The sequence below is a fragment of the Rhodanobacter sp. FW106-PBR-R2A-2-24 genome (genome assembly GCF_058789615.1).
This window is the reverse complement of record NZ_JBYTBV010000002.1, coordinates 2,558,003-2,581,557: the sequence shown is the minus strand read 5'-3', so window position 1 is coordinate 2,581,557 and position 23,555 is coordinate 2,558,003. Positions and strand designations below refer to the sequence as shown.

The 23,555-nt window shown below is 67.1% G+C and carries 25 protein-coding genes; 10 read left to right on the top strand and 15 right to left on the bottom strand.

Features of this window, described 5'->3' with window-relative positions; all coding sequences use genetic code 11:
* Positions 1–88 precede the first annotated feature (88 nt).
* The 9 genes from AC3WQA_RS12910 to AC3WQA_RS12870 form a co-directional block, all read right to left on the bottom strand.
* Positions 89–847, bottom strand: coding sequence for a sulfotransferase domain-containing protein (locus AC3WQA_RS12910; RefSeq protein WP_492675447.1), 759 nt, complete (start codon positions 845–847; stop codon positions 89–91).
* A complete protein-coding gene (locus AC3WQA_RS12905; protein WP_492675446.1) occupies positions 840–1,682 on the bottom strand; it encodes a hypothetical protein in 843 nt (280 codons plus the stop codon). The genes AC3WQA_RS12910 and AC3WQA_RS12905 overlap by 8 nt, the downstream gene beginning before the upstream one ends.
* Positions 1,679–2,623, bottom strand: a complete 945-nt coding sequence (locus tag AC3WQA_RS12900) for a glycosyltransferase (RefSeq protein ID WP_492675445.1) — start codon at positions 2,621–2,623, stop codon at positions 1,679–1,681. The genes AC3WQA_RS12905 and AC3WQA_RS12900 overlap by 4 nt, the downstream gene beginning before the upstream one ends.
* Before the next feature lie 48 nt (positions 2,624–2,671).
* Positions 2,672–3,934 (bottom strand): ABC transporter ATP-binding protein, encoded by a 1,263-nt coding sequence (locus AC3WQA_RS12895; RefSeq protein ID WP_492675444.1) that lies wholly within the window; start codon positions 3,932–3,934, stop codon positions 2,672–2,674.
* Between the two features lie 92 nt (positions 3,935–4,026).
* On the bottom strand, positions 4,027–4,761 hold the full coding sequence (locus tag AC3WQA_RS12890; protein ID WP_492675443.1) for a hypothetical protein: 735 nt from the start codon (positions 4,759–4,761) through the stop codon (positions 4,027–4,029).
* Between the two features lie 376 nt (positions 4,762–5,137).
* Positions 5,138–6,733: a hypothetical protein gene (locus AC3WQA_RS12885; RefSeq protein ID WP_492675442.1), complete on the bottom strand. Its 1,596-nt coding sequence runs from the start codon at positions 6,731–6,733 to the stop codon at positions 5,138–5,140.
* Between the two features lie 226 nt (positions 6,734–6,959).
* Positions 6,960–8,168, bottom strand: a complete 1,209-nt coding sequence (locus AC3WQA_RS12880) for a type II secretion system F family protein (protein ID WP_492675441.1) — start codon at positions 8,166–8,168, stop codon at positions 6,960–6,962.
* A gap of 2 nt (positions 8,169–8,170) precedes the next feature.
* Positions 8,171–9,877 carry a GspE/PulE family protein gene (locus AC3WQA_RS12875; RefSeq protein WP_492675440.1) on the bottom strand — a complete coding sequence of 569 codons (1,707 nt, stop codon included), beginning with the start codon at positions 9,875–9,877 and terminating at the stop codon, positions 8,171–8,173.
* A gap of 15 nt (positions 9,878–9,892) precedes the next feature.
* Complete coding sequence (locus AC3WQA_RS12870) at positions 9,893–10,696, bottom strand: ABC transporter permease (RefSeq protein ID WP_492675439.1); 804 nt, start codon at positions 10,694–10,696, stop codon at positions 9,893–9,895.
* 115 nt (positions 10,697–10,811) lie between these two features.
* Here AC3WQA_RS12870 and gspG point away from each other — a divergent pair, with 115 nt between their 5' ends.
* From gspG to AC3WQA_RS12820, 10 genes are read left to right on the top strand one after another with little or no spacing between them, the layout of a single operon-like run.
* Positions 10,812–11,297 carry a type II secretion system major pseudopilin GspG gene (gspG, locus tag AC3WQA_RS12865; protein WP_492675438.1) on the top strand — a complete coding sequence of 162 codons (486 nt, stop codon included), beginning with the start codon at positions 10,812–10,814 and terminating at the stop codon, positions 11,295–11,297.
* Positions 11,294–11,674 (top strand): type II secretion system protein, encoded by a 381-nt coding sequence (locus tag AC3WQA_RS12860; protein ID WP_492675437.1) that lies wholly within the window; start codon positions 11,294–11,296, stop codon positions 11,672–11,674. The genes gspG and AC3WQA_RS12860 overlap by 4 nt, the downstream gene beginning before the upstream one ends.
* A complete protein-coding gene (locus AC3WQA_RS12855) occupies positions 11,643–12,161 on the top strand; it encodes a PulJ/GspJ family protein (protein WP_492675436.1) in 519 nt (172 codons plus the stop codon). Before AC3WQA_RS12860 ends, AC3WQA_RS12855 begins: the two co-directional genes overlap by 32 nt.
* On the top strand, positions 12,151–12,750 hold the full coding sequence (locus AC3WQA_RS12850; RefSeq protein ID WP_492675435.1) for a prepilin-type N-terminal cleavage/methylation domain-containing protein: 600 nt from the start codon (positions 12,151–12,153) through the stop codon (positions 12,748–12,750). Before AC3WQA_RS12855 ends, AC3WQA_RS12850 begins: the two co-directional genes overlap by 11 nt.
* Positions 12,740–13,807 (top strand): hypothetical protein, encoded by a 1,068-nt coding sequence (locus AC3WQA_RS12845; protein WP_492675434.1) that lies wholly within the window; start codon positions 12,740–12,742, stop codon positions 13,805–13,807. Before AC3WQA_RS12850 ends, AC3WQA_RS12845 begins: the two co-directional genes overlap by 11 nt.
* Positions 13,713–14,843 (top strand): hypothetical protein, encoded by a 1,131-nt coding sequence (locus tag AC3WQA_RS12840; RefSeq protein ID WP_492675433.1) that lies wholly within the window; start codon positions 13,713–13,715, stop codon positions 14,841–14,843. Before AC3WQA_RS12845 ends, AC3WQA_RS12840 begins: the two co-directional genes overlap by 95 nt.
* Positions 14,840–15,427: a hypothetical protein gene (locus AC3WQA_RS12835; RefSeq protein WP_492675432.1), complete on the top strand. Its 588-nt coding sequence runs from the start codon at positions 14,840–14,842 to the stop codon at positions 15,425–15,427. The genes AC3WQA_RS12840 and AC3WQA_RS12835 overlap by 4 nt, the downstream gene beginning before the upstream one ends.
* Positions 15,424–15,888 carry a hypothetical protein gene (locus AC3WQA_RS12830; RefSeq protein ID WP_492675431.1) on the top strand — a complete coding sequence of 155 codons (465 nt, stop codon included), beginning with the start codon at positions 15,424–15,426 and terminating at the stop codon, positions 15,886–15,888. Before AC3WQA_RS12835 ends, AC3WQA_RS12830 begins: the two co-directional genes overlap by 4 nt.
* Before the next feature lie 17 nt (positions 15,889–15,905).
* The gene (locus AC3WQA_RS12825; protein WP_492675430.1) at positions 15,906–18,098 is read left to right on the top strand and encodes a secretin GspD/PilQ domain-containing protein; all 2,193 of its coding nucleotides are present in this window, start codon (positions 15,906–15,908) and stop codon (positions 18,096–18,098) included.
* Positions 18,095–18,571, top strand: a complete 477-nt coding sequence (locus AC3WQA_RS12820; protein ID WP_492675429.1) for a hypothetical protein — start codon at positions 18,095–18,097, stop codon at positions 18,569–18,571. Before AC3WQA_RS12825 ends, AC3WQA_RS12820 begins: the two co-directional genes overlap by 4 nt.
* A gap of 42 nt (positions 18,572–18,613) precedes the next feature.
* Here AC3WQA_RS12820 and AC3WQA_RS12815 read toward each other — a convergent pair whose 3' ends face one another.
* From AC3WQA_RS12815 to AC3WQA_RS12790, 6 genes are read right to left on the bottom strand one after another with little or no spacing between them, the layout of a single operon-like run.
* The gene (locus AC3WQA_RS12815) at positions 18,614–19,795 is read right to left on the bottom strand and encodes an acyltransferase family protein (RefSeq protein WP_492675428.1); all 1,182 of its coding nucleotides are present in this window, start codon (positions 19,793–19,795) and stop codon (positions 18,614–18,616) included.
* Positions 19,692–20,264: a D-glycero-alpha-D-manno-heptose-1,7-bisphosphate 7-phosphatase gene (locus AC3WQA_RS12810; protein WP_492675427.1), complete on the bottom strand. Its 573-nt coding sequence runs from the start codon at positions 20,262–20,264 to the stop codon at positions 19,692–19,694. The genes AC3WQA_RS12815 and AC3WQA_RS12810 overlap by 104 nt, the downstream gene beginning before the upstream one ends.
* Before the next feature lie 5 nt (positions 20,265–20,269).
* Positions 20,270–20,977, bottom strand: coding sequence for a nucleotidyltransferase family protein (locus tag AC3WQA_RS12805; RefSeq protein WP_492675426.1), 708 nt, complete (start codon positions 20,975–20,977; stop codon positions 20,270–20,272).
* The gene (locus AC3WQA_RS12800; protein ID WP_492675425.1) at positions 20,967–21,563 is read right to left on the bottom strand and encodes a D-sedoheptulose-7-phosphate isomerase; all 597 of its coding nucleotides are present in this window, start codon (positions 21,561–21,563) and stop codon (positions 20,967–20,969) included. Before AC3WQA_RS12800 ends, AC3WQA_RS12805 begins: the two co-directional genes overlap by 11 nt.
* Positions 21,548–22,555, bottom strand: a complete 1,008-nt coding sequence (locus tag AC3WQA_RS12795; RefSeq protein ID WP_492675424.1) for a GHMP family kinase ATP-binding protein — start codon at positions 22,553–22,555, stop codon at positions 21,548–21,550. The genes AC3WQA_RS12800 and AC3WQA_RS12795 overlap by 16 nt, the downstream gene beginning before the upstream one ends.
* 20 nt (positions 22,556–22,575) lie before the next feature.
* Positions 22,576–23,541 carry a GDP-mannose 4,6-dehydratase gene (locus tag AC3WQA_RS12790; protein WP_492675423.1) on the bottom strand — a complete coding sequence of 322 codons (966 nt, stop codon included), beginning with the start codon at positions 23,539–23,541 and terminating at the stop codon, positions 22,576–22,578.
* Positions 23,542–23,555: the final 14 nt, after the last annotated feature.

The following is a 23,555-nucleotide window of genomic DNA, read 5'->3' as shown; positions in this document are numbered from 1 at the left end:
TGTGGGTACACGCTGCCAGGAGCGCGGCGCGGCAACCGCGACAGACGGGGATTTTTCACGGGCTCCACCCCATCAACGGGCATGCCCCTCAAAAAAACAGGCCATACCGCGCGCGCGCGCGCCGCAATTCGCCGCGCAACAGCCCACGGGCCAGGCGCCAGGTGACACTGGCGCGCGCCGGCCGCGCGTAATCGCCCTCGAACACCCGCCCCACCGGCAGCAGCCGCACCGGCCCGGACAGGCCGAGATGCGCGTAAACCTGGAGCAGGGCCAGCCGCGGGTTGTCCCGCAGCGCGGCGCTATGCAGCAGCAAGACCTGCTCGCGCGGGAAATGCCGATACAAGGCATCGAGTTGCCGCGCGTAGTCGCCGCGCAGGCGATAGGAATGCGTGCGTAGCGGCGAATCGGCGGAGAAATCGTTGCGATGGCCGCGCAGCCGCCAGCGCTCGAACAGCAGCGCGGCCCACAGCGGCCAACGCTCGTTGCCGCGCCCACGCTCCATGAAATAGTGCGAAATCGCGCGCTCCACCGGATCGCGCAGCAGGACCACCCAGCGCATGGCCGGGTTGTAGCGCGCGATCCGCGCCACGAAACGCTCGTGCAGCACGTAGATCGGCGTGGCATCGCCGTAGCGCACGCCGGACTGCGCCAGGCCAAAATGCGGCGCGTAGCACGCATCCACCGCCTCCGTCGACCAGGTCTCGTCGAACCCCGGCGCATCGAACACGTGCGCCTCCTTGGTCAACGGCAGCGCCGTCTCCGGATGCAGCGCGAGGCTGTACGCCAGCGCGGTGGTGCCGCCCTTCTGCACCCCGCCAATCACGAAGCTGACGCGCGGCTCAGCCACGGCCGGCCCCGGTCATCTGCCGTGCCAGCGTCGTCACCGCGGCGCGGCCGTAGAAATCGACCGCTGGCCCACCGTGGGCCAGGAGTGCATCGGCCAGAAGCGCCACGCCGGCACGCGCGTACTGCACGCTGGCATTGCGCTGGCGCAGCCCCGCGCGCGGCACGCCCTGCACCCCGGCCGCCGCATACAAGCCGGCGCCACCATCGGCCACGATGTCCTCGTAGCGCAGCAGGCTGGCTGGCGGCACATGCCGCAGCAAGCGGTCGAAGCACCAGTCCAGCAGCGCCAGCTGGCGCGGCAGCAGCGCGGGCAAGGCGGCGAGCCGCGCGGCGAGCCGCGCATCCAGCCGCTCACCGGCCGGCATGTGGCCATGCGATACCGGCAGCTCCACCGAATGCCACGAGGCCAGCACCGCCAGCGGATGGCGCACCACGCCCACGACCGGCATGCGCGCGACCAGTTCGGGCAGCAAGGCCAGGAAGGCCGCGTTGTGCTTGATGACCAGATGGAAGGCTGGCCCCAGCGGCTTGTCCACCGCGATCTCGCCCAACTCGGCCAGCAGCGGACGCGCACCACCGGCGGCGGCATCGCCGAAGGGGTTGTCGGGCACTTCCCCGCGAAGATGCTTGCTGGGCGCACGCGCCTCGCGCTGCACCTTCGCCCGCACCATGTCGAAATAGGCGATCACCTGCTCGACCGCGCACTCGGCATCGGTCGGCAACGTCTCCACCGGCATCGGCTCGAACAGCGCCAGCGTATCCTCAGCCTCGCCCAGGAGGCGGCAAGCCAGCGTGGTGCCGCCGCGCGGCACGCCAGTCAGGGCCAGCCGGCTCACGCCCCCTCCCACTGCGCGTCGAGCGTATCCAGCAAGGCATGCACGCGGCGGCGCTCCAGCGGCAGGTCGAACGCCTGCGCCGTTTCGGTTCCCGCCAGGCCAAGCCGCGCGCGCAGCTCGGCATCGGCAGCCAGCGCCAGCGCGGCCTGCGCGATGTCCGGCACCGCATAGCGCGGCACCAGCGCATTCACCCCCGCCCGCAGGTAGTCGGCGCTGCCCACGCAATCGCACTGCACCAGCGCCCGCCCCATCGCCATGGCCTCGATGCCGGGCAGATAGAAACCCTCGCACGGCTCGGGCAAGGCCAGCACCACGCGCGCCTGCGCCATGCGCCGCAGGTAGTCCGGGCGCGGCACGCGCTCCAGCAGCACGTCGACATCGGGCACCGCCGGCGCGAGACAGGCCGCCAGCTCGCGGCCCAGTGCCGGCTGCTTCACCGCGTCGACGAACAGCTGGCGTTGCGGCGCGACGCGCCCCATGGCCGCCAGCATCGCGCCATCCACCGCCGCCGGGATCACCTGCACCGGCCCATGCACCTCGCCGGTGGCGCGGATCGCCGCGGCCACCGGCGTGCTCACGCACACGCGCAGCGCGCGCCGCGACAGGAAGCCGCGCAGCGGCGAGCCGGCCTCGGCATGGCGCACGCCCTGCACCAGGTTCAGCACCGGCACGGACGATGGCAGCGGCGCATCGCCCAGCACCGTCCAATCCATGCCGCCCAGCAGCAGCGCATCGTCCGCCGTCGGCTCCCAGCGCTCCGCCAGCGGCGCCGCATGCAGGAAAGGATTGTCGGCCAGCGCGAGCGAACGCGCCGAGAGCAACAAGCGCACCTGCCAGCGCGGATGCGCCTGCACATGCCGGATGTAATCCAGCAACTTGCCATGCCCTCCGGTCCAGTGCGTGTAGTCCCGGTACGCCCACAGCGTGCGTCGGGTCAGCACACCGGCCACCCGGCACACTGGCCGTCGCGCACGGGCATCGTGTCCGCGTCACGCATCGATGGCGATATCCATCGGCACGGGGAACAAACCGGTGAAGCGATGCCGGCTGTCGTCCACCACCTCGAACGAAAGCCAGCCCTCCTGTCGCGCCAGCACGGTGGTCTGCTCCATCGTTGGCGCGTCCACCAGGCGCGTGCGGATGCGATACACCCCTTGCTGAAACGCCGCATCCAGGCCGACGCTTATCGTCACCGTGCCCGCCCCCGGCGGCAGCTCGATGCGCCGCCCGGTCAACTGCAGGCCGCGGCCGTCGAGCACATCGAAAATCAGCGCGGGCGCGACGATGTCCGCGCGTCGCCGCACCGCCAGGCGAAACACCAGGCGCTCGCCATGGCGCACGCTCACATGGCGCACGTCGTTGATCGTGGCCGCCGCCACGCAAGCATCCTGCAAGCCGTAACCGCCATCGAGCTTCTCCAGCTTGCCGGCCTTGGCGTCGCCCTGCGCCAGGAGCGCACGCTTGTGCGTGCGGTGCAGGTATTCGGTAATCACCTCGTCGGGCAAACCCTCCAGCACCACCCGGCCTTTTTCCAGCAACATCGCGCGGTGGCAAAACGCCTTGACCGCGTTCAAATCGTGACCGACAAACAGCAGGGTGGTGCCGCGTGTGAGGATCTCATCGATGCGCGCCATCGCCTTGGCCTGGAACGCCGCGTCGCCCACCGCCAGCGCCTCGTCCACGATCAGGATGTCCGGGTCGGTATGCACCTGCACCGCGAAGGCCAGCCGCAAGGCCATGCCGGAGCTGTAGGTCTTGACCGGCTCGTCGATGAAATTGCCGATGTCGGCGAAGGCCACGATGGCCTCCATGCGCTCGCCGATCTGCCTTGGCGTCAGCCCGAGGATGGTCGCGTTCACCCGCACGTTTTCGCGGCCGGTCAACTCGGGATTGAACCCCGAGCCCAGCTCCAGCAGCGCCGCCACCCGGCCATTCACCACCACCGAGCCGGCGGTGGGCTCCAGCACGCCGGCCACCACCTGCAGCAAGGTGCTCTTGCCACTGCCATTGTGCCCGATGATGCCCAGCGCCTCGCCGCGCTGCAGGCTGAAATCGATGCCGCACAAGGCCTCGTGATAATGCAGCCGCCGATCGGCCGCACGCCGCAGCCGATCCGCCAGCGCAGGCAGCGGCAGGTAGCCGGCCAATCGATACAGCAGGGGCACCCACAGCCGGCTGCCGGGCGTGGCCCACATGCGGTAGGTCTTCGAGATCGAACGAACCACCAGGGCCGGTGGAGATGTTGTTGTCATGCTGCAACTCTGTTGGCTTAACACCTGCCCTGCGCATCCGGGCAAGCCGGCCAGGCCAGACCCGGATCAGGCCTACGAAACCGCTCAGGCCATCACTTGGCGGCGGTCGGTGCCGGCGGCAACTTCACCTTGGCCTTGCTCAGCGCCGCGGCATAAGCCGTTGCCTGATCGACCCAGACGCGGGCATAGCTGCGCTCGACCGTCGCCGGGGCCTCCACCGGGCAGGCATCGGGCCGGTTGGGGCAAGCCTGCGCCAGCGCCAGCATGGGCAAGGCCTGGCTCTCGATGCCCGGCATCGCCTTGACGATGTCGCGCCCATACTTTTGTTTGAGCATGGCATCGACCGTATCGTTGAGCGCCGCGGCGTACGCCTTGACCGGGCTGTGCTTGCCCAGCCACGCCGGACGGCCTTCGGCGGCAAGCATGGCTTGGGCACGCAAGCCCCAGGTCACGCGCATCTGCCAGGCGGCGTAACGCACCGCCAGCGACTTGGAGGCATCGCCGCACTGATCGCCCTTGGCATTCACCTTGGCGGCTGCAACCACCGCCTCAAGGTGCTCTGGCGTAGCCGCCTGTACGTTCTTGACCCAGGCCAGCCGCTCGGCAGCGGTGGCATCGAGTGCCACGCGACTGGTGGCGTCCAGCCAATGGCAGTGGCTGTCGTCCTGCTGCATGCGCACCAGATCCGCGTACTGCCGCACGGTGGCATCGTTCGCGTCGGGTGCCGCCGGGGCAGCCGTGGTCGCCCCCGTCGCCAGGCAGGCGCCGGCAACCAGCGACAAGGTGAGCGTGGCACAGCACGCTGAAAGGGTAGGCAGTAGGCGCATCGTGATGACCTTTGAGTTGAGGGCGTGGCCCGGATTTGTCCGCGCGCGGCGCGTGGGTGTGGGTGTGGCGGCGAGGCTGGCCATGCATGTGACGACATGCATGCATCCGCACCGACGCCGGGCCATCCCGACGAATTCTATCCGCAGGGCACCCGCCGGCGCAGCCCGTTGGATACGCCTGCCGGCCAATAGTTCAGCCGCTGACGCGGTGGTACACGCACCTTGAATGCCCGGCGCCGCGCACTCGATCCGCCACGGTCTGTCATGGATGCGGTACTACGTGCGTATCACAAAAAAACGGCGGGTGGCATCGCTGCCACCCGCCGTGATGTACCGACATCGGCAGCGGCGCACTGCGCCGCTGCCACACACCCTATTACAGGTGGGTCGTCGGGGTCAGCCACTCGTTGCCGACGTACTTCTCAGGCGTCAGGTCGGTGACCGTACCGGTCTGGCTGTTGCGGTTCAGGGCCGAAGCCTTGAAGTTCGAGCACTGAGCCGTCACGCGCACGTACCACTTGCCGGTGCCGTGGCCGAAGCTGCCGGTCACGCCCGTCGCCGTGGAAAGGCCTTCCAGCACGGCCGAGTTCAGCTGCTGCGAGGCGTGGGCCGCCAGCGTCAGCGTCACGTCGTTGGTGTGCTTGCCGGCGTCATCCTTGGCGTCGATCACGACCGGGCAGGCCTGCGCGTTGTTGTTGGTCAGACGCAGGAACGACTGGGCCGTCGGGTTGCCACCCGGGTTGACGTTCTGGAAGACCAGGGTGGTGCCGTTCAGACGCAGCGGCAGCAGGTCAAACGGAGCCGCCGGCGGATTCACGCGCTGGGTGCTCAGCTGGTAATCCACCGCAACGGAGCCGGCCAGCGACTGCGCCGACATCGGCGTGGCGCCATCGGCGCCCACGCACACGAAGGCCTGGGAGGCGCTCGGCGCGGGGTTGGTCACGTTGGTCCACAGGCCGCCGTTGGCGGCGGTGGTGAAGGTGGCGGTGTTGTTGGCCGCACCCGTACCCACCACACCGTCCAGCGAGGTCGCCGCAACGTGGGTGCAGGTACCCACCGCGTCCAGCCAGATCTCGTGGTTGGCGAAGGCGCTGAGGTCGGTGCCGGTCACGGTGACCGTGATGTTCGCGGTACCGACGATGTTGTACTCCGGGCTGGCCGCCACGGCGTTGTAGTTGTTGATGTAGCCCGTACCGCCGCCGATCAGGCCGGCCTTGGCGATGTCCAGCGTGACCGCACCGGCGTTGAAGTAGGACTGGTCAGCCAGGCCAACGGCACCGGTGGAGGAGAACATGGTCAGGCGCGGGTTGGCGGCCACGTCGATGGTGGTGTTCAGGTTGCCGAGCGCCGGGGTGCCGGTGACGGCCAGGCCCCACACGGACTGGGCGATGGTCGCGCCCGAAGCCAGGATCTGCTGACCCAGGTTGTTCTGCACGGTGATCTGGGCGCCGATGCTGGAGCCGGTGAACAGGCCGCCGGTCAGGTTGGTGACCTGCATGCTGTTCAGCACGATGGCGTTATCCGTCGCGGCGAACACGGCGGTACCCGCACCCGGGGACTTGAAGCTGAAATTCAGCTCCTGGCCGCTGGCCGAGTAGTACGGCGTACCCACCAGGCCGGCCGCACCGATGACGGCATTGGTGCCGCCCAGCTGCGTGCCGACCAGGAAGTTTTCGACCAGGGTGGTGGCGTCGGCGGTGGAGTCGAACTTGGCACCATTGGTCAGCGTGACCTTGACGGTCACGGTGCTGCCGGAGGCCACCGTGGTGATGCGCGGGGCATCCGCGGCTTCCGCGGCGAGCGTCAGGCTGTTCGGGGTGTCGATGGTGGTGCCGTCGTTGACAATCAGATCCTTCGCGAACGTGATCTGCTTGCCGGCGGGGTACTGCAAGGTGGCGGCCGAAGCCAGGCTCGGCAGGGCCACCGCGCCGACGATCGCCAGCGCCAGAAGGCTCTTTTTGAACTTCATCATTGGATCAAACTCCGTGTGAGGGTTTTAGTTAACTAAGTCCCGTAAGACATGTAGCCCTACCGGTCACCTGACCTACCCCGGTACCGTCGGGTCGGTCCCGCTGGCATACCGGTCGCCTCGCAAGCAGTGGAAATAGCGCAACCCCTGATGCTCTTGAAGCAAGCTACTCGGGCACGGTACTCAAGCCTTAGTTTTCCGTCAAGGCCTTTAGCGTCATTCGTGCCAATCAGGCCACAATATCATTGGCGGCCGTGATGGCCAGGATAATGCCGGTCATGATGACACCCACCATGCCACCAATCAGCAGGATGGCTATCGGCTCCAACAACGCAAGAAATTGCTTGATGCGCGCACGCCCGGCGTCCTCGCACAAGTGTGCCAGGGATTGCAGCATGGCGGGCAGTTCGCCGGAGCGCTCGCCCACCCGGATCAGGTTGTAGCCGGTGGCGGTGAGGGTCTGCTGTTCCTCCAGCGCATCGGCCAATGCCACGCCGCCGCGCACGCTGCGGGAAACCTCCTCCAGCCGCGCGCGTCGACCCGGCGCCACCACGCTGGCCTGGGCCAACGCCAGCGCGTCCATCAGCGCCACCTTGTTGGAAAGCAACGTGGCCAGCACGCGCGCCCAGGCGGCGGTTTCGGACTCGACCCGCCAAACGCCGAGGATGGGCAGGCGCTCCAGCGCCTCCAGCGCGCGGGCACGGGTGGCCGGGTTGCGCAACGCACGTACCACCAGCGTCACCAGCGCCGCCAGCGCCAGCAGCACCGCCCAGTACCATTGCCGCAGGAACATGCCGGTATCGAGTACGGCCAGCGCCAGCCACGGCAGGCGATCGGCGTGCTTGAGCAGGGAGGCGAACTTGGGCACCACGAAGGTGAACATCATCACCACGGCGCCCAGCCCCGCGCAAACCAGCACGGCGGGGTAGGTCAGGGCCTGCCGCATTTCGGTGCGCACGGCCTGGTCGAACTCCATCTGCCCCACCACGTCGCGCAGCGCCCGCCCGAGCAGGCCGGATTTCTCGCCGCTGCGCACCACGGTGATGACGTAACGCGGCAAGGGCAGCCCGGCGGTTTCGAGCGCCACGGAAAAGGCCTGGCCCTGGCGCAGGCCGGCGGCGATCCCCTGGAAGGCGCCCAGCAGCTGCGGATGGCGCGCCGCGCGCACCTGCGCATCCACCGCCTCGGCCAGGCCCACGCCGGCTTCGAGCAGGGTGGCCAGTTCGTGAAAGGCCAGACTGAGCTCGCGCGGCTGCAGGCGCCTGCCGTGCCGCAGACCCTGCCCGCGCGAGGCCGCGACCACCTCCGCCTGCACCGCCACCACGGTGAGGCCGCGCCGCTCCAGCTGGCGCGCGATGTCGCGCTCGCCCTGACCGGCCAGCACGCCATCGATCATGGCGCCCTCGGCATTGAAAGCCTTGTAGCGATACTGGGGCATGGTTACACCGCCGTCACGCGCAGGACTTCCTCGACACTGGTGAGGCCTTGCCAGGCCTTGAGCAGGCCGTCCTCACGCAGGAAGCGCACCCCGCGCGCACGCGCCATGGCGGTGAGCTCCACATGGGTGGCGCCGGTGACGATGGCCTGGCGCATGGCTTCGTCCACCGGCACCAGCTCGTAGATGCCCACGCGCCCGCGATAACCCACCTGCTGGCACTGCGCGCAACCCACCGGCTCGCGCCAGGCCGGCGGCGCCGCACCCAGCACGGCGGCGGCCAGGCGGGCGGTTTCCTCGGCGATGGCGGGCAGGATGTGCGTGGCCGGACGCGCGCAGTGCGGGCACAGGCGGCGCACCAGGCGCTGCGCCTGCACGCCCTTGACCGGGGTGGCCACCAGGAACGGTTCCACACCCATATCGATCAGGCGCGTGAAAGCGCCGATGGCGTCGTTGGTGTGCACGGTGGACAGCACCAGGTGCCCGGTGAGCGCGGACTGGATGGCGATTTCGGCGGTTTCGCGGTCGCGGATCTCGCCCACCATGATGACGTCCGGGTCCTGCCGCAGGATCGAGCGCAGCGCACTGGCGAAGGTCAACCCGATGTCGGCCTGCATCTGGATCTGGGTGATGCGCGGCAGCTGGAACTCGACGGGGTCCTCGACGGTGATGATCTTTTTCATGCCGTCGTCGACGTCGGCCAGCGTGGCATACAGCGTGGTCGACTTGCCCGAGCCGGTGGGGCCGGTGACCAGGATGATGCCATTGGCCTCGTGGCTCCACTCGCTCAGCATGGCGAGGTGATCCGGCTCCATGCCCAGGAGCTTCAGACCAAGATCCTTGCGCTCCTTGGGCAGCAGGCGCAGCACGATGGATTCGCCGTGCACGCCGGGCAGCGCGGAGACGCGCACGTCCATGGACTGGCCGCTGGCGCGCGCGCTCAGGCGACCATCCTGCGGCAGGCGGCGCTCGGCGATGTCCATGCCGGAGATGAGCTTGAGCCGGGAGGCCACGGCATTGAAGCGCTCACGCGGCAATTGCAGCCGGGTGTAGAGCACGCCGTCGATGCGGAAGCGCACGGCGAACTGGTGCTCGCCCGGCTCGAAATGGATGTCCGAGGCGCGCTGTTCCACCGCCTGCGCCATGAGGCTGTTGACCAGCTCGACCACGGGGGCTTCTTCGGCCAGCTCGCGCAGGTGACGCACGTCGTCGCCACCGCGCCCGGCCACGCCCAGGCCACGGGAGAGCTTGTCGAGCGTGCCTTCCAGCAGCTGCGAGGAGATCAGCGCGCAGCGCGCCCCGCCATTGGGGAACAGGTAGGCCAGGATTTCCTGCAGTACGGGCTCCAACGGATCGCGGCTGGCGCACCAGGCGCCATCGTCGCCCTGCCAGAGCAGCACTTCGCGATCCTGCATCCAGTCGACCGAAACCGCCTCGCCTGCGGGAACCACCCACACGTCCACCTCGGGCAGCAGCAGGTCGCGCCCCACCAGCGGCAGGCCTAGCTGCTCGGACAAGGCCGCCAAAAGCTGCTCTTCGGACAGCGCGCCGGTGCGCATCAAGAGGTTGCCGAGGCGCCCGCCCAGGTTTGCCTGCAGCTCCAGGGCGCGCTCCAGGTCGGCCTGGCCGATCACGCCGCGGGCAATCAGGCGCTGGCCCAGCAACGCCGGGTCGGTTTCGGCGGGCATCGGTTGTTCGACAGGACTGGTCATGCGTGGCTCATCGGCTCAAAGCACATCGGCAAACCCCGGCCGCAGGGTCTTGAACACCCATGCGCCCACCAGCAGCACCAGCGTGGCGACGGCGGTGTAGATCAGCGTGCCGTGCAGCGCCGGCACCTGCCCGAGCAGCACCACCTCGCGCAAGGAATTCACCGGCCAGCTGATGGGGTTGACGTCGACCACGACGGCCAGCTTCGCCGGCACCGCACTGCGCGAAAACAACACGGTGCTGGTGAACAACAACATGGCCACCAGCACGCTGATCAGTTGCCCCAGGTCGCGGATGTAGACACCCAGCGCGGCAAAGCACAGCGACAGTCCGTACAACATGGCCAGGTAGGGCAGCAGCACCAGCGGCATGAGCAGCAGCGTGGGATGCACACCCGGCCCCCAGACGGCCGCGACCGTGCAGACCAGCAGCACGCCGAGAAACATGTGGAACAGCGCGGAGCCCAGCGGCACGCCCACCAGCACGGGCAGCGGAAACACCACCTTGCGCACGAAGTTGCTGTTGCTCTGCATCAGCAGCGGCGATTGCCCCACCGACTCGGCCAGCAGGGTATGCAGCAGCAAGCCGAGGAACAGGTTGAGCGCGTAGCCCAGGTGGTCGTCGGGTGCCAGCCCCGGCCAGCGCGAGCGGAACACCACGCCAAACACGAAGCCGTACATCGCCAGCATGATGAGCGGCATCAGCAGCGGCCAGGCCCGGCCAAGCAAGGTGCCGCGGTAACGCACGGCGAGATCCTGCGCTACCAAGGTGCGCCACAGGATGAAATTTCGGGCGCCTTGAAGCCGGGGAGAGAGATTCATTCCATGCATGCGGGCAACAGACAAGCCGCTAGGTTAGCAGTTCACTTCGCGTCAGACATCGCCCGAATCGATACTGCTAGACTCCCCGTTTACCCGCTTTTGCGCACGTCAAGCCATGTCTCTGTCATCGCATCGCACTGCCCGCCTGCCCCGCCACGCCCGCGCCCACGGCTTCACCTTGCTGGAGATGATCGTGGTGCTGGTCATCATCGGCCTCATCATGGGTCTGGTGGGACCACGCCTGTTCAAGCAGGCGGACAAGGCCAAGGTGCAGACCGCGGAAACCCAGATCAAGATGCTGGGCGGCGCCCTGGGCACCATGCGCCTGGACATCGGCAGCTACCCCACCCAGGAAGAAGGCCTGCAACTGCTGGTGCAAAAACCCACCGACAGCAAACTTGCGCAGCGCTGGCAAGGGCCTTATCTCGAAGACGGCCTGCCCAACGACCCGTGGGGCAATCCCTATCAGTACTCGCCGGCGCCGAGCGGCATCCATCCCTTCACGCTGTATTCCTACGGCGCCGACGGCAAACCCGGCGGCACCGGTTTTGACGCGGACATCGGTCAACTGCCCCAGCAACCGGCGCAACCACAGCAGTGAACGCTCCGGCGTCGGGCTACACCTTGCTGGAGATGGTGGTGGTGCTGGCGATCATCGCCATGGCCACCGCCATGGTGGCGCCCATGGGCTATCGGATGATCGGCTCCTGGCGCGACGCCACCCAGGTGCAGGATGTGCTCGGCCAGCTGGAACGCTTGCCCACGGTGGTGCGCGACAGCGGCAATCCGCTGGACACCAGCCAGCACAACATGGAACTGCCGATCAAGCTGCCGCCGGACTGGCAACTGCACTTCGACCAGCCGCTGCGCGTGCTGGCCAACGGCGCCTGCAACAACGCCGCCGCCACCCTGACCACGCCGCACCAGACCATCACCTTGCATATTGATGCGCCGTTTTGCCGCGTGCAGCGCACCTGAGCGGGGGAGGTTCATGCGCGCTTTCGCCCTGCCCCGCCTGGCCGCATTCCAACGACAACGTCGCCGCGGTCGCGCGCAGGCCGGCTTCACGCTGCTGGAGGCCATCGTCGCCCTGACCATCATGGCAATGTGCCTGCTGGCGCTGTACGCGTGGCTGGCGACCAGCACTTCGGCAATCAGGCACGTGAGCGCCCATGCGCAGGCCTTGCAGGATGCCCGTACCGCCGTGGCACTGATGCAAACGGTCAACCCGATGGCTACGCCGCGGGGCCGGCGCAGCCTGCCGGGGCTGGAGGTGCGCTGGGAAGCCAAGCCGCTATCGATACGCCTGTTCGGCATGAGCGAGGCCTATGGCGCGACCCCGTTCGATTTCCAACTGTTCGACCTCGATGTTTCCGTGCTGCGCGGCCAACGGGTCGTGCGCGAGTTCCATATGCACAAGACCGGCTGGGTGCTGGCCAGGCCGATTCCCCTCAATGACGAATGACGCCCGCCATCGCCTTCAGAGCGGCCTCACCCTGCTGGAGATGCTGGTGGTGCTGCTGGTGGCCAGCATGGCCATCGCCATCGGCTTCCAGTCGCTGGGCCAATGGCGCCGCGCGAACGAGGCCATGACCCGCGTCGGCGGCGCCATCCAGCAGACCACGCTGACCGAGAGCTGGTTCGAAGCTTCGGTGCACAGCCTGATTCCGGTGAACCAGTCGCCGTTCAAGGGCGACCGGGAAGCCTTGCACGGCACCATGACCCAGTCCGTGCAATTCCACCAGGGTGGCGCCACCGATACGCACTGGGCCATCGACAACCCACAGGGTCAGACGCAGCTCACCGTGACCGAAGACGGCAAGTCGCTGACCTTGCCGTTGCTCGATGTCGAAAGCGCGCACTTCACCTACCTCGACAAAGATGGCAAGCCGCACGAACAATGGCCGCCGCGGTTGGGCAAGCACGCCGCGCTGCCGGCGACCGTCGTCCTGCAGCTGCACATGGACGACGGCAGCACGCACCTGTGGGCCGGCACGATCGCCGGCGCGCGCGATCCTTACTTCAACCCGTTCGAGCCCGAGCTTGAAAACTGATCTTCGCCGCCAAGGCAGCTCGGGTTTCGTGCTGCTGATCGTGCTGATGCTGCTGGTGGTGCTGTCCATGCTGGCAGCCGCCACGGCCACCACGTCGGCGCGTGCCATCGCGATGGCACAGGCCGACGAAAACCGCTTCAACAGCGCGTTGGACATGAACGACACACGCGAGATCGTGTTTTTCATGCTGTCCACGCAGCGCGTGACGGTCGCCGGGCTCACCGTCGACCCGGCCGACACCCTGGCCAACGTCAAACAGCTCGACAACCTCGACCCGGACGGCTTTCGCGCCCTGCCGGTGGGCAACGAAATCCACCTGGACAGCACGCCGTACCATGGCCGCGGCAACGCCGATTTCGCGCTCCAGGATGATCGCGGCCTGCTGAGCGTGAACTGGGCGCCGACGATCACGCGCTATGCGATGTTCCGCTCGCTCAAGGTGCCGGGCGACCAGTGGGGGGGGCTGGACGCCAAGCTGCTCGATTACCAGGACGCCGACGATCTGGTGCGCCTGAATGGCGCGGAGAAACCCGCGTATCTCAAGGCCGGGCTGCCACCGCCGACCAACCGCACCTTGACCACGCCACTGGAGCTGCGCCGCGTGCTGGGCTGGCGCGACATGCTCTCCGGGATGGACGACACGCAGCTGCTGTCCACCTTCACGCTGGTGCGCAACGTCACCATGAACATCAACAGCGCGCCGTTGAACGTGCTGGAGCTGCTGCCGGGATTGACACCGGAAAACGCCAAACGCATGGTGGCGATGCGCAGCGCCGTACCCTTCACGTCCACCGACCAGGTGCGGCAAACCTTCGGCATCTTTGGGCTGGAGGATGGACTCACCCTCTTTGCAAGGCCATCGGGCAACCTTATCCTATGGGATCGCCATTCAGGCGCCCGGCATCTGCTGCACTGGACAATGACGCCCTTCGCCACCGACGGGCCGCCATGGCGCATCGACTATGAACTCACCCTCCCTCGTGGCGACGCATCCGCTCAAACCGTTGCTGGCACGCCTGCAACGCCGTTTTTCGCCGCGCCGAACAAGGCTGAGTGAATCGGCAAGCACGCCGCTGGACGGCGGCGAAGCCAATTCGCTGCTGTGCCTGGTCGGGCGGGAGCTGTGCCTGTTCACCACGCTGGATGCCAGCAAGGCACCATCCAGGCAGCGGGAGAGTTTCATCGCCTTGGCCGTGCGGCGCATGGCTCCGTTTCCCGACCCGGATTTCGATATCGCCTGGTCGGACGATGGCACGGCGGCGATCTGGTACTGGTCGCGCTCACGGGCAGCCGCCGCGTTGAGCGGCGAAGCCGCCGTGCGCAAACGCTTCGTGGCTGAAGCCCTGTACGTCGGGCAGCCGCACGAAGACGAGGCCGAATTGCTGGCACTGCATCATGGCGTGGATGCCCGCATCTGGAAGCACGGCAAGCTGGTCGCCAGCCGCTGGTGGCCGCAGCATCCGACCGCCGCCGAATGGAGCGGCTTTCTGCAGGGTGCCGGACTGCCGCACGGCCAGGCCGATGCCCCGACACCGCTGTCCGCGCCGTTGGCATCGACGCCGTGGAACCAGCGTCGATCCCGCGTCGACCGACTCAATCTGTCCGCCTTCGAGCACTACCTGCCCAAGCTGGCCATTGGTTGCGGCATCGCCTTTGCACTGGCTGCCAGCGTCGAGCTGGGCGGTATCGCCCGCGCACAAATCGGTATCTGGCGCGCACGCAGCGCCGCCAGCCAACTGGATGCGCCGCTGCAGCGCATCCTCGACGCACGCCAAGTCAGCGATCAGGCGCGCGGCGAAATTGCCGGCCTGCTTTCACTGCACGACCCGCGCCCCACCACCTCGTTGATGGCCGAACTGACCCGCCTGTTGCCCGGCAAGCAATGGGCTGTGAAGGAGTGGCGGCAACCGTCGCCCGACACCGTCGTCGTCACCGTCATCGTCCCCGGCGGCAATCCAGAACAGCTCGTTTCGACGTTTGAATCGTCCCCCGTATTCAAGGGGGTGAGCACCGAGCTGGGCAGCAACAATGAGCTTACGATCAAGGCATCCATCAAGCCGCCGCCTTTCTTGTCGGGCGCCACGACCCCATGAAGATGTTCGAATCGCAGCTGCAGAGCCTCAAGAAACAGGTCGATACCACCCCGTGGCTGCGCTGGGCGGCACTCGCCATCGCCGTGTTGCTGGCGTTGTTCGTGCTGCAATCGCTCGACAACGTCCGCGTGGCGCGGCGCAAGGCGACCGTCGAGGCGGCCGCCAACCTGGAGCGCATCCTGGCCTTGCAGGGCCAGGATGCATGGCTCACCCGCGCCAAGGACGCGACACAGATGCGCGACTCGCTGCGCGCCCAGTTGCCCGAAGTAGCCACCCCCGGGCTGGCGCAGGCCGCCCTGCAGAATTGGCTGCGCGACCTGACCAAAAACTTCGGCAAGGAACAAAACCTGAGCATCCGGGTCAACCAGTCCGGCCCAGTGGACAAGCTACCAGGGGTGTTGCGTGTGAATGCCTCGCTCAGCGGCAACCTGACGCCGCGCCAGGCGCTGGTCGTACTACGCCGCATCGAGACCACCAACAACCTCATCGTGCTGGAGACCGTGGATATGCAAAGCGACTCCAGCAACACCTTGCAACTCACCCTCAACGCGTACTACCGCGTCCCCGGGATCTCCACCCCATGAAACGGCCGCTGCCATGGCTGTTCGCCGCCGCCGTCGTCGGGGGTGCCACCGTGGGCGCGGCCTGGCCTGCCTTGCCGCTGCCGAAACTGTCCAGGGCTGGCGGTGCGTGGCAGCTGCCGTCAAGCCACGACATCGCCCGCCACATACCCCAGGACATGGCGGTAGTGGCCGCGGACATGCGCTGGAAGGGCGAAGGCAAGAACGGCGGCACGGCCGCAGCCGAAGACCACTCCGACTGGAGCCTGGCCGGTATCCTGCAGCAACAAACGGCGACCATCCTGACCATGTCCCCCGGCAAGGCCGCCGAAGCCTCCCGTGTCGCCATCGGCGAGAATCTCCCCGATGGCAGCCTACTGCTGTCGATCAAGGGCGATCAGGTCATTACCAAGCGCGGCAGTTGCCTGACCACTTACGCCATGTTCCACGCCGCCCCTATCGCGCAATCCGACGGTTGCAAGTGAATGGATATGTTTACCCGATGACCATGCCGACCTCTTTCCCCCGCTACCGCACTGCCGTGGGTGCCACCGCCTTTGCCTGCGCTTTGCTGGCCGGCTGCGCCACCGTCCCCCCGCTGACCCTGCCAACCGCGCTGCCGCCTCCCGCCAAGCCGGCAAACAGCACCAGTCACGAAGTGAACAGCGCCGTGTCGCGCGGCCTGACCCAGGCACCCACGCCCAGCGTCAGCGAGCATGGCCCCGAGATATCCGGCGCCAAGGTACGCGACGACATACCCGCCCTGAGCGGCGGCCCGGCCAGCATCAACCTGCAAAGCGTTCCGGTTCCGGCATTCATCAATGCCGTGTTCGGCAACATGCTGGCGCTGAACGTCAGCATGAGCCCGCAAGTGACCCGCCTGCAGCAGCTGGTGACGCTGCGCACCGAGGCCAAGCAGAGCCCTGCCGATCTTTACCGACTTGCCCGCCAGGTACTCTCCGAATACGGCGTAAGCACGACGGTGGCAGGCAAGCTGGTCAAGTTCGACGTTGCCGCCACGGGCAGCTCGACCGAGCCGCCGCTCATCATCAGCGGCCGCGCGTCACCCGAAGTCCCCATCTCCCACCGCACGGTCTTCCGCCTGCTAAACCTCAACGTGGTGAGCAGCAGCGACGCATCGCGCTGGCTCGGCACGGTTTTCGGCTCGGAAATCAAGGTCGCCGAGGAAACCAACCGCAACGCCGTGCTCATCCGCGGCAATCCGGTGCAAGTGCAGCAGGCGGTGGATGCCCTGCGCGTGTTCGACCAACCACTGATGCGGGGTCGCTTCAGCACGCGCCTCGAACCCGCCTTCATGAGCGCCGATCAGCTGACCGACCGCCTGATCGAAGTGATGAACGCACAGGGTTACAGCACCAACCGCAGTACCGGCTCCCCCTCCAGCGTCATCGTGCTGCCCATTGTCGCGGTCAACTCGGTGCTGGTTTTCGCCAACAATCAGGAAACCTTGAACTACGCCGTGGCGTGGGCCAAGGAACTGGACAAGCCCAGTCCGCAGTCGAGCACCAACTCGCTGTTTTACTACCAGGTGAAAAATACCCAGGCGTCGGATATCGCCACCGTACTCAGCGGCATCGGCTCCGAACACGGCAGCAACACCAAGGACACCAGCAAGGCGGGGAGCGCTGCTGGCAACAGCAATGACGCCAACGTGTCGAGCAGCGCCATGTTCCTGATCGACAAGCCGCGCAATGCGCTGATTTACCGCGGCGATCCCTCGCAGTGGGAGCGCACGCTCAACCTCATCAAGCAGATGGACAAGGCGCCCCGGCAGGTGATGATCGAGGTGACCATCGCCGAGGTCACGCTGGACAAGGACGACGAGCTGGGCGTGAACTGGTTCGCCAAGAACGGGATCGGCCGCTTCGACGGCCAACTCTCGATCGGCCAAGGCGCCGGCGGCACGACCGCGGCGGCCGCCAGTGGCGGCGGCTTGTCCTATCTGCTCAACGTGGCCGGTCAAAACCGCGCGATCCTGACCGCGCTGGCTACCGACAGCCGTGTCAGCATCCTCTCTTCGCCGCACCTGCTGGTGAAGAGCGGCAGCACGGCCAGCATCGACGTCGGCACCGAGGTGCCCACCGTCACCATGTCCACCACTTCCAATCAGCAAACCGCCGGCAGCACGAACCTGCTGCAAGCCATCCAGTACCGCAAGACCGGCGTAATCCTGACCATCAAGCCCACCGTTTATTCGAACGATCGCGTCGACCTCGACGTGGAGCAGGAAGACAGCGAAGCCTTGCCCCTGGCCGCCGGCGCCACCGCCAACTCCCCATCGATCCTGAATCGCTCGCTCTCCACCTCGATCAGCCTGCGCGACGGCGGCTCGGTGGTGATGGCCGGACTGATCTCATCCCAATCCACCCACAGCAACAACGGCGTACCGCTGCTCAAGGACATTCCCGTACTGGGCAACCTGTTCAAGAGCACGAGCGTCAAGAAGAATCGCTCCGAGCTGGTTTTGATGATCGTGCCCTACATCATCGAGAGCGACGACCAGTCCGCCTCCATCAGCCAATCCATCATCGACAACATGCACGACCTCAAGGGCGAGATTCGCGCCACCCGCACGAGTGTCACCCCGACCCCCGCTCCTGCTCCCGCCCACCCGGCCCCCGTGCCTGCCACGGCCATCCCGCTGCCCACCACACCGGAACCCGGGCGCGGATGACCGCAGGCGCCCCCGTTGCAGTCGGTTCGCCAGACCATCGCCTGCGCGATTGCCGCGCCCGCCCCCGTATGGCCACACCCATGAAAAGCTTTTTCGCCGCACTGGCCATCGCCTCGCTCGCCCTGGCAGGCTGCCAACAGGAATCCGCCCCTGCACATCAAAACGACAGCTCCGCGCCGACGGTCGGCGCGGCACCGGCCGGGTTGACGATCACGCCCTCCACGTTGCCCAACTGCAACGGCGCCGTCGTCGACGTGCGCTGGGACGCCGCCAAGGCTGGCGTCAGCACCGCGGGTACCGAGGTCTGGATCGGCGACGCCCTGGACGATGCCAAGCTGTTCGCGGCAGCCGGCGCCCAGGGCGACGCCAGGACCGGCCACTGGGCCAGGCCCGGATCACATTTTTTCCTGAAGAACAAAGCGGACGGCAAGCTGATCGCGCAGGCCGTGGTCGGCGGGCCCGCCTGCCATTGAATCGACGCGGCAGGTGTCCGCCCGGGGCGGATGCACATCGCCTTACTTCAGGCGCAACGCCCAGCGCTCGACGCCATGCCATGAGGCATAGCCCAGCAGGCATGCCAGCAACAGCGCCAAGGCAACGTGCTCCAGCAATCCCGCGCCAGGCAACGCCCAGGCAACCACCTGCTGGCTCGGCCAGCCCCACAGGTAAATGCCGTAGGACGGATCGCCATGCCGATCCAGCCACGTCAACGGCGGCGTGAGATAGGCCAGCGCGAAAACCACGGCGGCCAATGCCAGCGGAAACGTTACGGCATAGGTTGGCAAATGGCACGTCAGCACGGCCAGCAAAACCAGCGCAACCACGCCACCCAAGGTCAGCCGGATCTCATTCCGGTACTGGTAAGCCAGTACGCCGATCGCAAAGAAACCGCCAAGCCGGAACCAGTCCGGGAGTAGCGGAAACCACTCGGGATGCAACCAGCCCCCCAGCAGCAAGGCCGCGCCCGCCACGGCAGTCGCGCGCGCGGATCGCAGCAGGCCCGTGGCGGCCAATGCCCCGAGCAGGATATACATGCGCACTTCGGCAGGCAGGGTCCACTGCGCTCCGTTGATGGTCGAAGCTTTCATGCCATGCTCGAACACGCCGGGCAGCGTCCAGGCCATGGCCGGTGAGTATTTGAGATTTTGCGTGATGTAATGCCAGGTGCCCGGTGCGGCATAGTAGTCGTGCAGGTTCAGGGTGGTGAACGCCGCGCCAAACACCAGGGCAAGCAGCGTCACGTTGAGGAAAAACGCGGGAACGACGCGCAGGAAGCGTGCCTTGATGAAGCGGTAGAAACTTTTCTGCCGCAGCCAGCTGCCGGTCACCAGGAAGCCGCTGATGAGGAAGAAGGCATCGACGGCAATGTCGCCGCTGTAATGCCCCCAGCCCTTGCGCACGAAAAAATCCACGCGGTGGACGGCGGGCGCCAGGTGCGGCGCGTGGCCGTAGACGACCATGGCGGCTGCCAGCATCCTGAGCAGCAGGAAGTTGTCGGCCCGGCGCACAAGGCCGTCGCCGAGCGTCACGCCTGCGCGCGCAGCCCGCCACCAGTCCACCCAGGCGCGAAATCGCGACACCAATGCCTGGCTGCTATTCGTCGGCACCGGATCGCTTCCCTTCATGGAAAAAATGCGAGAGCGCCGGCACGCCCATGAGGTAGCACCCGATACCCGCGGCACGCGCGGCGGCCTCATCGCTGGGCTGGTCGCCCACCATGACGCTGGCGGCCAGGTCGATGGCGAAGGCATCGCGCGCGACCAGCAGCATGCCGGGCTGCGGCTTGCGGCATGCGCACGGCGTGCGCCACTGGCCCAGGCCATGCGCGGGATGATGCGGGCAGTAGCAGGTGGCCAGCAGCGGCGCGCCGCGCTGGGCGAACTGCGCGTGCATCCAGTGCGTATACGCGCGGAAAGTTTCCACGTCGTAGTAACCACGGGCGATGCCGGCCTGGTTGGTCACCACCACGATCAGATAGCCGGCAGCGCGCGCGTGCGCGCAGGCCTCGAAGATGCCCGGCACCCACTCGGTCGCTGCAGGCTCGTGCACGTAGCCATGGTCCACGTTGATGACGCCGTCGCGATCCAGGAACAGTGCCTTGCGCGGCGCGGGGCTCGCGGCCAGTTGCGCCGCGGCCGCGACGTCGCCGATGGGCGCGGCGATCATCGGCGTCATCCCGGGGCTTTCGCGTCGAACAGGTCCTGCGCGCGGCGGTAGTCCGCGGGCACACCGATATCAATGAACCCGCTGGTATCGGTGTATCCCGCCACTCGCCCCGCCTCGACCAGCGGCGCAAGCACCCGCTCCTCGAAGGAATACGCCGCCTGGTCGGGCAAGCCGGCCAGGGCGCGCGCCGTCAGGAAATAGCCGCCGGCGTTGATGTAGCCCGCGCCAAGCTGGCCTTTTTCACGGAAACCCTGCACGCGGCCGGCGGCCAGCACCACGCTGCCGTAACGCGACACGTCGTCGACGCGGGCCAACGCCATGCCCAACTCCGCGGCGGATCGCCGGGTGCTTCGCTCGAACTCCGCCATGTCATAGGCCAGCCAGGTGTCGCCGTTCAACACGTGCGCCGCGTTGCCACGCAGCAGGTGGCTTGCCGCACGCAGCGCCCCGCCGGTGCCCAGCGGGCTGGTTTCCACCGAGTAGTCGAGCAGCATGTCGTTCCAGCGCCCGCCCATCGCGGCGGCCACCTGATCGGCGAGGTAACCGGTGGCCAGGACGACGTGGCGCATGCCTGCCGCCGCCAGGCGGTCGAGCAGCCAGGCGAGGAAGGGCCGCCCGGCGACCGGCGCCAGCGGCTTGGGGACATCGCTGACCACGCTACGCAGGCGGGTGCCGAACCCGCCGGCCAGCACGATGGCCTCGTCAGTCGCCACGCGGGAACATCTCGGCTTCGATCAGGCAACACAGCATGTGCCCAAGCGCCTCATGCCCTTCCTGGATGCGCGGCGTCTCCGCCGATGGCACGCGGAAGCAGATGTCGCACGCCCCGGCCAGCTTGCCACCGCCTTGCCCGGTAAAGCCGAGCACGGCGACCCCGCGCTGGCGTGCGGCCTCGACGGCGCGCAGCACGTTGGCGGAGTTGCCCGAGGTGGAGATGGCGCACAGCACATCGCCTTCGCGCCCGAGCGCTTCGACCTGGCGCGCAAACACGTAGTCGTAGCCGTAATCGTTGCCGATGGCGGTGAGGGCGCTGGTGTCGGTGGTCAGCGCCATCGCGGCCAGCCCGGGGCGGTCGTAGTAGAAGCGACTGACCAGCTCGCCCGCCCAGTGCTGCGCGTCGGCGGCGCTGCCGCCGTTGCCGGCGAACATCAGCTTGTTGCCGCGCCGGAGCGCATCGACGCACCGGGCCACGGCGTGCGCCATCTGCGTATGCAGGGCATCGTCCTGCTGCATGGCCCGCAGCAGATCAATGGTCTTGCCGAACTCGGTGACGATGCATGTTTTCAACGTACTTTCCATGCGGTGGCTCCCTGCGGGGTGAAATGAAAATCGAGCAAGTTGCCGCCTTCGGCAAGCAGTGCCCGGCCCAGCTCAAGCCGTCGCGCCGGATCGCACAGGAACATCATGAAACCGCCGCCGCCTGCGCCCGACACCTTGGCAGCGCGCGCGCCGTGCGCGAAGGCCACCGCCTCGACGCGATCGATGAGCTCATTGCTGACGTTGCTGGCCGTCTGCTTCTTGGCCTCCCAGCCGGCTTGCAGCGTGCGCTCCAGCCGGCGCAGATCCCCTTTCAGCACGCACTCCTTCATCTGGATCGCCTCGTCCTTGAGCCGGTGCATCGCATCCACCGACGCAGCCTTGCGCTCGCCGACGTTGCGCGACTGCTGGGCGATGATGTCGGCCGAAGCACGCGACACCCCGGTGAAATAAAGCACCAGCGAAGTCTCCAGCTCGGCCCATACCCAGTCTTTCACCCGCAGCGGATTCACCACCACGCGGTCGCCGCCGTAGAACTCCATGAAGTTGAAGCCGCCGAAGGTGGCGGCGTATTGATCCTGCTTGCCGCCGGCAAGGCCGAGATCCTTGCGCTCGATGTCGTAGGCCAGTTGCGCGACCTCGTACTCGCCCAAGGGCAGGGAGAAATGCTCCACGAAGGCCTGCAACAGCGCGACCACCATGGTGGACGACGAGCCGAGCCCCGAGCCCGGTGGGGCGTCGGAGAAAGTCTGCACATGCAGCGCCGGCATGCACCCGCCGAGATAGTCGTGCGTCACGCGCGCATAGACTCCCTTCAGCAGTTTGAGCGGGCCGTCCAGCGACAGCCCCCCGTCTGCGGGCACGATCGATTCTTCAGCACCGACATCGATCGCGTGAAAACGGGTCGTCCCGTCCGTCGAGTCCCCCACCAAGGCATAAGCGTAGCGGTCGATGGTCACGTTCATGACGTTGCCGCCATACATGTCGCAATACGGCGAGACGTCGGTTCCGCCGCCTGCGAGGCCCAGCCGCAACGGCGCGCGCGCGCGCGTGGTCATGCGTGAGCCCCCGGGCGCGGGTAGCGCCGACGCCAGTAGGCAAGCATATCGACAATGGTCTTCTCCAGCGACACGCCTTGCGACCATCCGGTGGCCGCCACGAGGCGCGCGGAGTCACCAAAGATGACCGGCTCGTCGCTGGGCCTGAGCAGTGCCGGATCGACCGCCATCTCGACCGGCACGAGCGCATGACGACGCACCAGGTCGACCACTTCCTGGATCTTGTAGGCACGCGAGCCGCTGATGTTGTAGACCTCGCCAGGCAGCCCCCTTGCGGCAAGCAACTCCAGCGCACTGGCCAGGTCGCGCACATCGGTGATGGCGCGATGGGTCTGCAGGTTGCCGACCTTCAATACCGGCGGCAGCAGCCCGGCTTCGATGCGCGCCATACGTTGGGTGAAGTCGGCGCAGACATCACCGGACTTGCGCGGCCCCGTCGTATTGAAGATGCGCGCGCACACCGAGCGGATCTTGTTGTTGTACCAGTACTGCAGGGCCAGCATCTCGGTCGCGGCCTTGCTGACGCCATAGGGATGCATCGGCCGCAGCGGATGGCTTTCCTTGACCGGGACGTCTTGCGCTGACACCTCGCCGTACTGTGCGCTGGAGCATGCGACCACCACCACCGGATCGATCGCCGCAGCCTTGATCGCCTCGTAGACATTGGCGGTACCCACCACGTTGGTCTCAAGCGTCTCGATCGGCGCCTGCCAGGACAAGGCGGGATAGCTCTGGGCCGAAAGCAGGTAAATCACATCGGGCTGCGACTGACCGATGACCCGGTCAAGCTGCTCCCGATAGCGGATGTCACAGTGAGCCAGCTGATCGGCGTACGGGCGCCATTCGCTGGAATCAATCGTGGCGTGGTAATGCGTGCCCACGACCCGATGGCCAGCATCCATCGCCCGCTCCATCAGGTAGGAGCCCACAAAGCCAGTTGCGCCGAGTATCAGTATGTTCATCGAACTGCCTGTCA